Origin of the sequence: Paraburkholderia aromaticivorans (assembly GCF_012689525.1) — a bacterium.
GTDB lineage: Bacteria > Pseudomonadota > Gammaproteobacteria > Burkholderiales > Burkholderiaceae > Paraburkholderia > Paraburkholderia aromaticivorans_A.
The window spans coordinates 1,656,460-1,669,831 of the sequence record NZ_CP051515.1 but is presented as its reverse complement, the minus strand read 5'-3'; the positions used below and the strand labels follow the sequence as shown (position 1 = coordinate 1,669,831).

The window sequence follows — 13,372 nt, the reverse complement described above, 5'->3', positions numbered from 1 at the left end:
GGTTAAAGGCCCTCAACTGGCGCGCGGGAACCTCAGCACGAACCGCGTACCGCGCGCATCGCTTTCCGCATGCACCGAGCCGCCGTGCAGCTCCATGATCGTGCGCACGATGGCAAGCCCGAGCCCGGTCGAACCCGTGGACCCTTGCGACAGTCCTGAAGACGGCAGCGAACTGCGCGACGGATCGACCCGATAGAAGCGGTCGAAAATCCGTTCGAGATGCTCGGGGGGAATCGGCTGTCCCTGGTTCTCCACGGTCACGCGCACCGCGTCGGCCGACGCGCTTGCGTCCAGCACGATCTCGCCGCCCGGCGGCGTATAGCGAATGGCGTTGGCGAGCAGATTGCTCACGGCGCGGCGGAACAACTCGAGATCCGCCGTCACGCTGGCCGCGCCGCTCACGCGCAAACGCACATTCGCTTCTTCGGCAATGCCTTCGAAGTAGTCGGCGATATGCGTCAACTCCTGCCCCGCGTCGAACGCGCGCAATTGCTTGACGAACTGCGGATGTTCGGCGCGCGCCAGAAACAGCACGTTCTCGATCATGCGCGCGAGCCGGTCGCACTCTTCCAGATTCGAGGCGAGGAGCGTTTCGTATTCATCGACGGAACGCGGCCGCGCCAGCGCGACTTCGGCGGCGCCGCGCATGTTGCTGAGCGGCGTGCGCATGTCGTGCGCGAGGTCGGCGGTGAAACGCGACAGACGCTGGAAACCCTGCTCGACCCGTTCGAGCATCGCGTTCAGCGCGGCGACCAAAGCTTCAAGTTCGCTCGGCACGCGCGCCACCGCGATCCGCGTATCGAGGCGATTCACCGTGACCAGACTCGCGCTCGCCGCGATATCGCGCAACGGCCGCAGCGCGGCACGAATCAGCAGGTAGCCGAGCAGCATGGCCAGCACCACGCCGGCCACGCCCGCGAGGTTGAGCTTGTCGCGGTAACGGTCCAGCAGCAGCCAGCGGTCGCTCATGTTGCGCGCCACCAGCACACTCGCCGTGTTGCCGTCACGCAGCCGCGCGTCCGTGAGAATGCCGCGGATCGGCGCGCCGTCGCGGCCGGTCCAGTCGCCGATATCGGTCTCGGTGATGCGCGCCGTCGCGGCAACGCGTGCGAGCGGCGGCAATGCCGCGATGGTCGCGGCGCCGCTTGCCGCATCCGGCACGGCGAGCGCGCCGGCGATGTTGTGTTCGATCGCCCGCTTGCCGTCGGGATCGAACACTTCCATCGACATGGCTTCGTTGCCGAGCACGATGCTGGTCAGCCGCTCGCTGTGCTCGCGAATCCCTTGCGCCGAATCCAGTTCCTCGGCGAGCCGCCGTGCGTGGCGCGCGGCGAGCACGATGTCGAGATTGTCCTGCGCCTTGATCTGCTTTTCGAGCGCGACATACAGGAAACTGCCGACGAGCACGAAAACCGTCAGCGTGGTGGCGCCGAACGCCAGCGCGAGCGCCGCGGCAAGCGAGCGGCCGCGCATCAAGCGGTGTCCTTCAGTTCGAGCACATAGCCCACGCCGCGCACGGTGTGGATCAGCTTGACGGGAAAGTTGTCGTCGATCTTGGTGCGCAAGCGGCGGATCGCGACTTCGACCACATTGGTGTCGCTGTCGAAATTCATATCCCACACATACGACGCGATCTGCGTGCGGCTCAGCACTTCACCCTGACGGCGCGCGAGCAGTTGCAGCAGCGAGAATTCACGCGGCGTGAGGTCGATCCGCGTGCCGCCACGTTTCACGCGACGGCGGTTCACGTCCATTTCCAGATCGCCCACCTTGATCAGTTCGCTTTCGCGCGGCGGGCCACGGCGCGCCAGCGTGCGCACGCGCGCCAGCAATTCGACGAAGGCAAAGGGTTTGACGAGGTAATCGTCCGCGCCGAGTTCGAGGCCGCGCACGCGGTCGTCGACGTCGTCGCGCGCGGTAAGGAACAGCACGGGCGTGGTGCGCTTGGCGCGCAAGGTCTTGACGATGGTCCAGCCGTCCATGCCGGGCAGCATCACGTCGAGCACGATCACGTCGTACTCTTCTTCCAGAGCGAGGATCAGCCCTTGCGGCCCGTCGTTGGCCACGTCGACGGCATAGCCGGATTCTTCCAGGCCGTTCTTGAGGTAGGCCGCTGTTTTCAGCTCGTCCTCGATTACCAGGATTCGCATCGATTGCTCCGCTTTGCGTTGACGGTGAAATCATACCGTCAAGCACTCGCGCGGGTGATTACGATCCGGTAATGTTGATGCGCTCGCTCGGGATGCGCGGCGCGCGTTTGCGACGAATCTTGCGTGGCCGGCGCCTTCACTCGCATGCGGCGCCGCAGCACAGAGCCGCAAGCGCTGCGATCTATTCGACGTTGTCCGCTACATCGGTCATACGGATCATGTGCGGTTTGACGACGTCGTCCTCGTCGTCACGGGTCTCTGTGGGCGGATGGATCAAGGCTTCCAGCCGCGCCTTGGTCGCCAGAAACTCCGGCGACGTGACCTGCGAGTAATCGCGCGGCCGAGGCACCGGCACTTCGATCAACTCCTGCACCTCGCCGGGATTCGCCTTCAGCACCAGAATGCGGTCGGCGAGAAAGATCGCCTCGTCCAGATCGTGCGTGATGAACAGCACAGTCACGTCGATGTTGCGCCAGATATCGAGCAGGTGCGCTTGCATCTTCGCGCGCGTTTGCGCGTCGAGCGCGCCGAAGGGTTCGTCCATCAGCAGAATGCGCGGCCGGTTGGCGAGTGCGCGGGCAATCGCCACGCGCTGCTTCATGCCGCCCGACAACTGATGCGGATAGGCGTTGGCGAATTTCGTCAGACCGACCAGATCGAGCCATTGCAGCGCCTCGCGTTCCGCATGCAGGGTGCTGTGGCCGTTCATCTTGAGACCGAACATGACATTTTTCTTGACCGTCAGCCACGGAAACAGCGTGTAGCCCTGAAACACCATGCCGCGGTCAGCACCCGGGCCCCGCACCGGTTTGCCGTCGAGCAGCACGCTGCCGCTCGTCTGCGCCTCCAGGCCGGCAAGAATGCGGATCAGCGTGGACTTGCCGCAGCCCGACGGTCCGATCACGCAGACGAACTCGCGCCGGTGCGTCTTGAAGCTGATGCCGTCGAGCGCCGTGCACTCGCCTTGGGGCGTCTCGAAGCGCTTGCCGAGGTCGCGTACCTCCAGAATCACTTCGCGCGACTTCAGACGGTCGAAACGCTCGCGTACCGCTTCGGACTGGATCAGGTACGACGGAACGGGTTGCGGATTTAACATGATGGAATCCTTTGAATGCGGTGCGGTGCATGCGATAAGCCGTGTCACGAAGCCGTCCGCTACGTCTTGAGCGTGCGGTCCCACGGAAACAGCTTGCGGCCGAGAAAGGCCAGCACGAGATCGGTGCCCAGGCCGATGATGCCGATCATCATGATTGCCGCGTAGACGTTGTCGAAATGCTGGTAGCGCGCCTGCTGCGTGATGTACCAGGTGATGCCGGAGCTGGTGCCCACCAGTTCCGCCACGATCAGATACGTCCATGCCCAGCCGAGCAGAATGCGCTGGTCGCGGTACAGGTCCGGCAGGATGCCGGGAATCACCACATGGGTGAGCAGCTTGAACTTCTTCGTGCCGAGCGTCATGGCGGCTTCGAACAGGCTGTACTCGAGCTTGCGGGTGGTGTTGGCCACGATCAGCACCTGCTGGAACAATGTGCCGATCACGATGATCGCGATCTTCGGGCCGTCGTAAATGCCCAGGATCGCCACCATCAGCGCGCCGAACGCGGGCGCCGGCAAGTAGCGGAAGAACTCGAAGAACGGCTCCTGCAAGCGCGCGATCGCGCTGTACGTGCCGCACACGATGCCGATCGGCACACCGATCACGGACGACAGCACGAAGCCCCAGAAGATCACCTGAATGCTGTGCCACAGGCTCTGATGCAGCCATACGCCGTCGCGCGATGCGGGCGGCGTGGTGAACGCGGTGTAGAACGCGCGCAGCACTTCATGGGGCGCGGGCAGATAGACCGGGTTGACCGGTTCGCCGGCCGGCAACGCCGCATGGGCATCGCGCGCGTGGGCGAGTTCGTCGGCGAACACGTCCTTGTCGACACGCATGCCCGGCTGGAAATAGTCGACGCTGCCCGGACTCTCGATCAGCACCTGCGGATGCCAGATGAACGGCACGTAGCTGACCAGGCACCAGACGAAGAGCGGCAACAGGAACGAGCCCGCGCCCAACAGCCATTTACCGCGGACGGAGAGTTCGCGGCGCACCGCGAACCATTCGGTTCTGTCAATGACTGCCATGTGATTCTCCGAGGCTGAATGCGCTTGCGCCGTGTGCGGACCCTGAAGCGGCGGTCGTTTCGTCGAGCCACGCGCGCGCCAGATCGAGCAGCACGATGTCTTCATGCGCGCGCGCGACGAAGGTCACGCCGAACGGCAAGCCCGCATGTTTGCCGACCGTGCAGACGCCGGCCGGCACCGCCAGCGCGGCCAGATCGAGCAGGTTGACGAAGTTCGTGTAGTAGCCGAAGCGCGAATTCACGCGGATCGGGTCCGCTTCCAGTTCGTCGACGGTGGCGGTCGTCGCCGACGTCGGCGTGACGATGGCGTCGATCCGCTGCCAGACTTGCGCCGCCTGCATGCGCAGCAACGCGAGGCGGTCGAACGCGGCGAACGCATCGGCCGCGCTCCAGCGCGCCGCGCCGCCGATGATCTCGCGGATCACCGGATGCAGCGCGTCGGGCTGCGTCTCCACGAACTCGCGGATCGCCGCGAGCCGCTCCGCCACCCACGGCCCTTCGTAAAGCAGCCGCGCGGTGGCAAGGAACGGCTCGAAGTCGATCTCGACCAGTTCGGCGCCGGCTGCGCGCAAACGCGTGAGCGAGGCATCGAAAGCGTGCGCGTACGAAGTGTCGCCGAAAAATTCGAGCTGGTTCGCGCGCGGCACGCCGAAGCGCACACCGCGCAGCGACGGTTGCGCGCCAAGCTGCGCGGCACCCGGCGGCGGCTGGAATTCGCGCGCATAAGGATCACTCGGCGCCACGCCGCGCGCGGCATCGAACACGCTCTGCGCGTCGTCCACCGAGCGCGCGAAGATCGACACGCAGTCGAGCGATTTGCACGCCGGCACCACGCCGAGCGTGCTCAGCACGCCCTTGGTCGGCTTCAGTCCGAACAGGCCGTGGAATGCAGCGGGCACGCGTCCCGATCCTGCCGTGTCGGTGCCCAGCGAAAACGCCGCCAGCCCGAGCGCGACCGATACCGCCGAACCAGAACTCGATCCGCCCGACGCGTAGCGCGGATCGAGCGCGTTGCGGCACGCACCGTGCGGCGAACGCTGGCCGGACAAACCCGTGGCGAACTGGTCGAGATTGGTCTTGCCGACCGGGATCGCGCCGGCGGCGATCAGGCGCGCGACCACCGGCGCGCTGGCCGTCGGCGTGTACGCATAGGCGGGACAGGCGGCGGTGGTCGGAATGCCGGCCAGGTCGATGTTGTCCTTGATGGCGAACGGCACGCCGTAGAGCGGCAAGGTGTCCATGTCCCGGCCTTCGAGCGCATCGGCGTAACGCATCATCTCGTTGCGGCTCAATGGGCGGATCCATGCGTGGTGCGGATCGTCGCCCGACGTGCGCGCGGCGATGGCTTCCACCAGTTGCGCCGGCGTGAGGCTGCCGGCGCGATAGCGCGCCCGCAGCGCGGCAATCGACATGGACTGGAACAGATCGTCGTGGGATTTCATTTGCACGTAACCTCCTCGGTGGCGTCGGCTGCAACGCCGGCGCGCATCACCATCAATCGTTGACCTGCGACGACCGCCGCGCCTTCCGCGCAGTCGATCGTTTCGATGACGCCGTCGCCGCTCGCGGTGACGGAAATTTCCATCTTCATCGACTCGACGATCGCGAGCACCTGCCCGTCGCCGACCCGTTCGCCTTCCTTGACGAGCAGCTTCCACACGCTGCCCGACACGTCGGCGACAATGCCTTGCTGGCCGGCCGCCAGCGCGTCGTTCGCCAGGTTGCCGGCAGTGGCTGCATCGCCATCCGTTTCGCCGACGTATTCAGCATGTCCAGCCGCATCCCAGCGCTCGCGTTCCGCGTCGAAAGCAGCTTGCTGCGTACTTTTGAAGGTGGCGATCGAGTCGGCTTCGTCCTTCAGGAAGCGGTTATACGCACCCAGGTCGAACACGGACTCCTCGATCTTCAGACTCGCGCGGCCCGCGATGAAATCCGTGCGCAGTTCGGCCAGCTCGGCCTCGCTGACTTCGTAGAAACGGATCTCATCGAAGAAGCGCAGCAGCCAGGGCTTGCCCGCCTCGAACTCGCGCGTCGTGCGATAGCGGTTCCACATCTGCACGGTACGGCCGACGAACTGATAGCCGCCCGGCCCCTCCATGCCGTACACGCACAGATACGCGCCGCCGATGCCTACCGCGTTCTCCGGCGTCCACGTGCGCGCCGGGTTGTACTTGGTGGTGACGAGCCGGTGACGCGGATCGAGCGGCGTCGCGACCGGCGCGCCGAGATAGACGTCGCCGAGACCCATGACGAGGTAGCGCGCGTCGAACACGATGCGCTTCACGTCGTCGATGCTATTCAGCCCGTTGATGCGGCGAATGAACTCGATATTGCTCGGGCACCACGGCGCGTCGGGACGCACGGATTGCATGTAGCGCTCGATCGCGATTCGCGTCGACGGGTCGTCCCACGAGAGCGGCAGATGCACGATGCGGTTCGGCACGCGCATCGCGTCCACGGCGGGCAGTTCGCGCTCGGCTTGCTGCAGATGGGCGAGCAAGGTGTCGTGCGACAGCATGCGGTGATCGAAATGCACCTGCAATGAACGGATGCCCGGCGTCAGATCGATGATGCCCGGCAACCGGTGCGCGTCGAGCCAGTGCATCAATGCATGCACGCGAAAGCGCAGGTTCAGGTCGAGCACGAGCGGACCGTATTCGATCAGCACGTTCTGATCGCCGGAACGGCGATAGACCACGCCGGTGCCCTCGCCTGCTGTCGGGTCGCGATAGAGGATGCAATCGTGGGCCGCTTCGCTGGCGAGCGGCGAGCGTTGCACCGCTTTGACCGGCACCCGTTCGAAGCGCACCGTATCGCCCGGACGCAGTTGGCCGAGCTTCCATAACTCTTCGCCCACCACCGTGACCGGACACACGAAACCGCCGAGGCTCGGACCGTCAGGGCCGAGAATTACGGGCATATCGCCGGTGAAATCCACTGCACCGACCGCGTACGCGTTGTCGTGAATGTTCGACGGATGCAGCCCCGCCTCGCCGCCGTCCGTGCGCGCCCATTGCGGCTTCGGGCCGATCAGCCGCACGCCCGTGCGGCTGGAGTTGTAGTGCACGGTCCAGCGCGTGCCGTAGAGCATCGCGATGTCGTCGGGCGTGAAGAAATCGGGCGCGCCGTGCGGGCCGTCGAGCACGCCGAGCGCCCAGTCGTGCGTCAGGACCGGCACACGCGCCGCGTCCAGTTGCGCCCCCGCTTCGCCCGAGCCCGCGCCGTCGGCGAGATGCAGCACGTCGCCCTTGCGCAATGCGCGCCCCGCGTGGCCGCCGAACTGGCCGAGCGTGAAGGTCGCCTTGCTGCCCAGATAGTCCGGCACTTGCAAGCCGCCCTTCAACGCGAGACACGCGCGCATGCCGGCGCCCGTCACGCCGCAGAGCTTGAGCACCGAACCCGCCGGCGCGCGCGTGACTTGCCACAACGTGAGCGGTGCGCCGTCGAGCGTGGCGGCGAGCGGCGCGCCGCCCAGCACGAAAAGCGTCGCGGTGTTGAAGCGCAGCGTGGCGCCGACCATCGCGCATTCGAGGCCCGCGGCGTCGGCGGGATTGCCGAGCAGTTCGTTGGCGAGTCGGAACGACAGATCGTCCATCGGGCCCGACGGCGGCACGCCGATGTCCCAGTAGCCCGTGCGCCCTGGCGTCTGCTGCACGGTGGTCTGCACGCCGCCGTCAAGCACGTCGATGGTATGCGGCGCGAACATGAAGCGCCCGAGGAACGCGGTGGTCTGCTCAGCGCGCGCAAACGTCGCCGACCCGGCAATGGCGCGCAGATAGTCGAGGTTGGTCTCGATGCCGTACAACTGCGTTTGTTCCAGTGCGGCACGCAGCGCAGCGAGCGCGGCCTCGCGCGTCGCGCCTTTGACGATCAGCTTGGCGAGCAACGGATCGTAGAACGCGCTGACTTCCGTGCCGGAATCGACCCACGTCTCGACCCGCGCGTCGGCGGCGAACGCGACATGCGTCAGCAGGCCCGCACTCGGCTGAAACTGCTTGTGCGGGTCTTCCGCGTACAGCCGCACCTGGATGCTCGCGCCTTGCGGCACGGGCGCCAGCGTATCGAGCGGCGCGAGTTCGCCTTCGGCCTCGCGGACCATCCACTCGACCAGATCGATACCCGTGACTTCTTCCGTCACGCAATGCTCGACCTGCAATCGCGTGTTCACTTCGAGGAAATAGAAACGGCGCGTGTCGGCATCGAAAACGAACTCTACCGTACCCGCGGATTTGTACTTCACCGCCTGGGCGAGACGCACGGCGCTCGCATGCAGCGCGCTGCGTTCCGCGTTCGTAAGCCCAGGCGCGGGCGTCTCCTCGATCACCTTCTGGTTGCGCCGCTGCACCGAGCAATCGCGTTCGCCGAGCGATATCACGCCGCCTTTGCCATCGCCGAAAATCTGCACTTCGATATGGCGCGCGTTTTCGACGAACTTTTCGACGTACACACCCGCGTTGGCAAAGTTCGCCTCGCCGAGCCGTGCGACCGACGCAAACACGCTTTCCAGTTGCGCGGCGTCGCGGCACAGCGACATGCCGATCCCGCCGCCGCCCGCCGTGCTTTTTAGCATCACGGGATAGCCGATCGACGCCGCCTCGCGCAGTGCCGCGCTTACGTCAGGCAACAAGCCGGTGCCGGGCAGCAAGGCGACGTCGTTGGCTTGCGCGAGTTCGCGCGCCGTATGCTTCAGGCCGAACTCGCGCATCTGTAGCGGCGTCGGGCCGATGAAGCGAATTCCGGCGTCGTCGCAAGCCTGCGCGAAGGCCGCGTTTTCGGACAAAAAACCGTAGCCGGGATGCACGGCGTCGGCGCCGCACGCGCGCGCCGCTTCGAGAATCGCCGCGCTGTTCAGATAGCTCTGTGCCGCGAGCGCCGGGCCGATGCACACGGCTTCGTCGGCGAGCATCACATGCATGGCGTGGCGATCGGCTTCGGAATACACCGCGACCGACGCAATGCCGAGCCGCTTGAGCGTGCGAATCACACGGCAAGCAATCTCGCCGCGATTGGCAATGAGGACTTTTTGGAATCTCATTGGGCGTCCCATATCGTCAGTCGCACGGGCGTCGGGTTGTAGCCGTTGCACGGATTGTTCAACTGCGGGCAATTCGAAATCAGCACCGTGACATCCATCTCGGCGCGCATCTCGACGTATTTGCCCGGCGCGGAGATGCCGTCCTCGAAAGTCAGTTGGCCGAGCGCCGTCACCGGCACGTTCATGAAGAAGTTGATGTTGCTGACGATGTCGCGCTTGCCGAGCTGCGTGCCCACGCCGCACGTGCAATGCGTGATCGCATGCAGGAAGCTGTCGCGGCAGCTATGCATATGACGCTTGTCGAGCGCGTAACGCACCGTATTGCTCTCGGCGGCGCAAGCACCGCCGAGCGTGTCGTGGCGGCCGCAAGTGTCGGCGACGATGCTCAGCATCGGCTTGCCGAGGTTCGACATCAACACGCTGCCGGCGGACAGGTAGAGATTGCGTTGCGCGCGGATCGTGTCCTGCGCGCTATAGCGTTCGAGCGGATCGGCGCTGTTGTAGAACAGCGTGTCGACGGCCTGATTACCTTCGAGGTCGAGAATGCGGAACACCTGGCCGCGTTTGACTTCATGCAGCCACGGTTCGCCGGATGGCAGCGTGAGGTCGTAGACCGCATGACGGTGATCGAGTTTGCTTTCGATGATAGGCATCGCGGGTCTCCTTAAACGAACAGACGGTCGGTGTTGACGAAGCCGCGCCCGTTCTCCGGGCACGCCGAGCGGCAGGGATCGTCGGCCGGTACGCAGGCGTCGGCCGCATACGCGCGGTACGCGATCAGCTTGACGGGCTTCGGTTCGTATTCGGAGGAAGGGTCGAGCGGATGCGGCGCGCTCGAAAACACGGCGAGCGTGTCCATTTCGAAGCGCAGATCGAACGCGGCGCCGGCCGGCGAATGGCCTGCCACGAAGTCGAGCGCGCCGTCGTCGCCGATCGCGAGTTTGCTGAAGAAGTTGAGGTTGGCGACGAGGTCGCGTGTGCCGAGACCGTGCTTCGCCAGTTCGAGCAGCAGGCTGTCGCGGCCGTTGCGGATCATCGAATTGCGATGCTGTTGATAGCGGGCCACGCCGTATTTCGCCGCGAACAGTTCCGCGTCGCCGACGCCGCCGAGCGGATCATGCCAGCCGAGCGTGTCGGCGGTGATCGAGGCCAGCACGCGGCCCATGTCCGAGTAGAGCACGTGGCCGCGCGTCAGATGCGCGGTGTGCTGCGCCTTCAGCGTATCGGCCATGTTGTAGCGTTCGAGCGGTTCGTCGTGCCGGTAGAACACGGCGGCCAGATTCGCGCCGCCTTCACTATCGACGACGCGCAACGCCATGCCACGGCGCAGCACGCCGGACCAGTGCGTACCGGCGGGAATCACCGTTTCCCACGCCACATGCGGGATCGGTGCGAGATCGACAGAGGATTGCGTCGACATGGAGGCTCCAGGTATCGGTTGGGAATAAGCATGAGAGGGCGATTGACCGACATCGCGACCTCCCGGGCTTTTATCCCTCCGTGGAGCCTCGCCGGCGCCTTGAAAGAAGGTGGGCGGCAAGACCGGATTGCTCTCGGACCAGGCATCGTGCGCATGAAAGCGTACGACCGGAACCCTAGCGATCCTGAAGATGATGCAAATTACTTCGCACCTCTCGCTGCGTAGCTAAGCGAGTTGTGTGCCAGCGTTGTGATAAGGATGCGGCGAGTGCGGTGTGGCAAGGGATTGGATGCGATGCGCGTGGCCGGTAGGTATGTGTGGGCCGATCGTTCACGCACCAGCGCCGTTGGTGAATCCGCACCAGTTGGATGCGCCGGGCACCACGATTGGGCTCGACGCGCGTCCGCGTGACGCCAGATAGGGCTCCGAGCGATGGCATGGTGTGTGCGTATCAATGCGCCACGTCCACTCCCTTTATCACACGACCATGCCGACGCTTGCCGCTATTCGACGCGCGCTTTACACCTTGATGTCGGCACGTTTCATCGAGTTGCAAAAGCAACAGCGCCGCTCGTAGTCAGAGCGGCGTTGTTGTCGTGAGGCTGCGCGTCGAAGCTCTGCTATGCGGCCTCAACGCGTTCTCTCTCAGGCTTGGGCATCCAGTTACGTGCTCGCATAGCGCGCCTGTTGACCGAAGCTTGCCAACGCTTTCGAACCATCGGGCAACAGTAGTTCTCCTCGTTCGAGACGTTCCTTCAGGTAAGTGAAGCTCTGCGCCGTCTGCGCGAACAGATGGTCGCCCGCCGACACGGGCGGGTATTTCGCCACCGCCTCGGGCGTCGCGAACTGCGGCAGCGGTGCGACGACCGTGTGATAGTCGCAGGCGAAAAAGAGCGGAAACGAGTAGCGCTCCTCCCTCACCTTGCGCACGCGATGCGACGTCGCGACGTAGGTTCCGCCCGTCCACACTTCCAGCATGTCGCCGATGTTCACGACGAACGCGTTCTCGACCGGTGGCGCATCGATCCACTCGCCCTCGCCGTTCATCACTTCGAGTCCGGGCGCGGTCGGCAGCAGGATCGTGAAGCACTCGTAGTCGGTATGCGCGCCGATGCCAGGCCGGTCTTCCGCCGACGGATCGAGCGGATAGTGGATCAGGCGCAATTGGCTCGGCGGCTTGCGCAGATACGGGTCGAAGTGCTGTTCAGGCAGGCCGAGCGCGAGTGAGAAGCCGCGAAACAAGGCGCGGCCGAGTTCGAACGCCGCTTCGTAGTACCCGCCCACCGCTTCGCGAAAGCCCGCTTGTTCCGGCCAGCTATTCGGGCCGAGCATCGGCGTGCCGGCGCTCACCTCGGGGTCGTCGGCGGGCAGTTCGCGGCCGGTGTCGAAGGCTTCCTTCCTGTCGCGCTTGCCGCCCGCGAAAACTTCCTCGCCTTCGGGCACATAGCCGCGATGCGCCATCGACTTGCCGATGTAGTAGCGCATCTTCCATTCGTGTTCGGCTGCGAAGAAGCGTTTGGCTTGCTCGATCAATGCGCTTTGCTGCGCGCGCGACACCTGGTGGCCGGTGACATAGAAGAAGCCGGCCTCGCGTGCCGCGCGATCGAGTTCGCGCGCGGTTGCGAGGCGCTGGGCGCCGTCATCGCTGAACAGGCCGCTGACGTCGACGATGGGTAGTTGCTGAAAGCTCGTATGGGTTTGGTTCATGAGAGGTGCCTAGACAAGCTGCGCGATGGTCTGCGATTGCGTTTGCGTTTGCGTTTGCATTTGCTCTTGTCGCCCGCCGCGACCTTCGCGGTCGGCAAGAAACGCCGCCAGATGGCGCCGTTCCTCGCGCCCCATCCACGTATTGATCTCCCACAGATCGGCCACCGGCGCGTTCGTAAACGGCAGCGTGTGAAGATAGCCGTCGGGGCCGAACTCCGGCGTCATTGTCGTGACGGTGTAGCCCTGCTCGATCTGCGCGGTCCACAGCGCCTCCCAGATCCGCTGATGCGAGGCGAGGCAGTCCGCGTACTCGGGCGCGGCCGGATGCGGCACCTGCGGACCTTGCGGATAGCCGACACGTCCATGCAGATGATGCGCATGCGGCGCCAGTTCGAGGATCGTGTCCCACTCGCTGTCGAGCAGCCGCTCGCACACCGACACCCAATGGCTGAAGTCGCAGGTCAGCTTGAGCGCGGGCACGGCGCGCGCGACGTCGCGAGTGATCCACGGGTTGTAGAACGAGCGCCCGCGATGGGTTTCGAAGCTGCAGATCACGTCGTGCTTCGCGGCGATCTCCACCGCGCGCGCGAAGAAGTCCACCTGGGTCGCGGCCGGCCACGCGTCGCAGCCGGCCATCACGTTGAAGAAGCGCGGTTCGAGCGGCTTGCCCCAGACGATCTTCTCCTCGAAGTCCCGCAGATGATCGGCCGGCGTCGCCGAGCGCTCCGGCACATAGCTGCCGGCCGTCGTGATCTCCGCGATGAAACCCAGGCCTTCGTCGGCAATGGCCTGCGCAAACGCGTCGCGCGCCGCGCCGCCGGCCGGCACCGGCGCTTCGATGCCATCGAAGCCGGCCGCCCGCACGAGTGGCGCCGCATCGCGAGGACCGCCGTCGAAGCCCCAGAACGTCTTGAACAATTCGAATTTCATTGCC

The 13,372-nt window shown here is 65.2% G+C and carries 10 protein-coding genes and 1 riboswitch; all 10 genes read right to left on the bottom strand.

Annotated elements, in window-relative coordinates; translation table 11 throughout:
* Window positions 1-12: 12 nt before the first annotated feature.
* Window positions 13-1,473, bottom strand: coding sequence for a heavy metal sensor histidine kinase (locus HF916_RS19395; protein ID WP_168790473.1), 1,461 nt, complete (start codon window positions 1,471-1,473; stop codon window positions 13-15).
* Window positions 1,473-2,150 (bottom strand): heavy metal response regulator transcription factor, encoded by a 678-nt coding sequence (locus HF916_RS19390; RefSeq protein WP_168790472.1) that lies wholly within the window; start codon window positions 2,148-2,150, stop codon window positions 1,473-1,475. The genes HF916_RS19395 and HF916_RS19390 overlap by 1 nt, the downstream gene beginning before the upstream one ends.
* 181 nt (window positions 2,151-2,331) lie before the next feature.
* On the bottom strand, window positions 2,332-3,246 hold the full coding sequence (locus tag HF916_RS19385; protein WP_168790471.1) for an ABC transporter ATP-binding protein: 915 nt from the start codon (window positions 3,244-3,246) through the stop codon (window positions 2,332-2,334).
* A 59-nt stretch (window positions 3,247-3,305) separates the two neighbouring features.
* On the bottom strand, window positions 3,306-4,277 hold the full coding sequence (locus tag HF916_RS19380) for an ABC transporter permease (protein ID WP_168790470.1): 972 nt from the start codon (window positions 4,275-4,277) through the stop codon (window positions 3,306-3,308).
* The gene (gene atzF / locus HF916_RS19375) at window positions 4,264-5,718 is read right to left on the bottom strand and encodes an allophanate hydrolase (protein ID WP_168792073.1); all 1,455 of its coding nucleotides are present in this window, start codon (window positions 5,716-5,718) and stop codon (window positions 4,264-4,266) included. The genes HF916_RS19380 and atzF overlap by 14 nt, the downstream gene beginning before the upstream one ends.
* Window positions 5,715-9,311, bottom strand: a complete 3,597-nt coding sequence (gene uca / locus HF916_RS19370) for an urea carboxylase (RefSeq protein WP_168790469.1) — start codon at window positions 9,309-9,311, stop codon at window positions 5,715-5,717. Before uca ends, atzF begins: the two co-directional genes overlap by 4 nt.
* Complete coding sequence (locus HF916_RS19365) at window positions 9,308-9,964, bottom strand: urea amidolyase associated protein UAAP2 (protein ID WP_168790468.1); 657 nt, start codon at window positions 9,962-9,964, stop codon at window positions 9,308-9,310. Before HF916_RS19365 ends, uca begins: the two co-directional genes overlap by 4 nt.
* An 11-nt stretch (window positions 9,965-9,975) precedes the next feature.
* Window positions 9,976-10,731: an urea amidolyase associated protein UAAP1 gene (locus tag HF916_RS19360; protein ID WP_168790467.1), complete on the bottom strand. Its 756-nt coding sequence runs from the start codon at window positions 10,729-10,731 to the stop codon at window positions 9,976-9,978.
* Window positions 10,732-10,788: 57 nt separating this feature from the next.
* A riboswitch (guanidine-I (ykkC/yxkD leader) is annotated at window positions 10,789-10,921 on the bottom strand.
* A gap of 473 nt (window positions 10,922-11,394) precedes the next feature.
* Window positions 11,395-12,438 carry an isopenicillin N synthase family dioxygenase gene (locus HF916_RS19355; protein ID WP_168790466.1) on the bottom strand — a complete coding sequence of 348 codons (1,044 nt, stop codon included), beginning with the start codon at window positions 12,436-12,438 and terminating at the stop codon, window positions 11,395-11,397.
* A 9-nt stretch (window positions 12,439-12,447) separates the two neighbouring features.
* Window positions 12,448-13,368: a sugar phosphate isomerase/epimerase family protein gene (locus HF916_RS19350; protein ID WP_168790465.1), complete on the bottom strand. Its 921-nt coding sequence runs from the start codon at window positions 13,366-13,368 to the stop codon at window positions 12,448-12,450.
* Between the last annotated feature and the right edge of the window lie 4 nt (window positions 13,369-13,372).

What these genes read in the sequence shown, in the direction of transcription:
- HF916_RS19355 (WP_168790466.1), bottom strand. Translation starts at nt 12,438, where the DNA reads ATGAACCAAACCCATACGAGCTTTCAGCAACTACCCATCGTCGACGTC.
- HF916_RS19390 (WP_168790472.1), bottom strand. Translation starts at nt 2,150, where the DNA reads ATGCGAATCCTGGTAATCGAGGACGAGCTGAAAACAGCGGCCTACCTC.
- HF916_RS19350 (WP_168790465.1), bottom strand. Translation starts at nt 13,368, where the DNA reads ATGAAATTCGAATTGTTCAAGACGTTCTGGGGCTTCGACGGCGGTCCT.
- atzF (WP_168792073.1), bottom strand. Translation starts at nt 5,718, where the DNA reads ATGAAATCCCACGACGATCTGTTCCAGTCCATGTCGATTGCCGCGCTG.
- HF916_RS19380 (WP_168790470.1), bottom strand. Translation starts at nt 4,277, where the DNA reads ATGGCAGTCATTGACAGAACCGAATGGTTCGCGGTGCGCCGCGAACTC.
- HF916_RS19365 (WP_168790468.1), bottom strand. Translation starts at nt 9,964, where the DNA reads ATGCCTATCATCGAAAGCAAACTCGATCACCGTCATGCGGTCTACGAC.
- uca (WP_168790469.1), bottom strand. Translation starts at nt 9,311, where the DNA reads ATGAGATTCCAAAAAGTCCTCATTGCCAATCGCGGCGAGATTGCTTGC.
- HF916_RS19360 (WP_168790467.1), bottom strand. Translation starts at nt 10,731, where the DNA reads ATGTCGACGCAATCCTCTGTCGATCTCGCACCGATCCCGCATGTGGCG.
- HF916_RS19385 (WP_168790471.1), bottom strand. Translation starts at nt 3,246, where the DNA reads ATGTTAAATCCGCAACCCGTTCCGTCGTACCTGATCCAGTCCGAAGCG.
- HF916_RS19395 (WP_168790473.1), bottom strand. Translation starts at nt 1,473, where the DNA reads ATGCGCGGCCGCTCGCTTGCCGCGGCGCTCGCGCTGGCGTTCGGCGCC.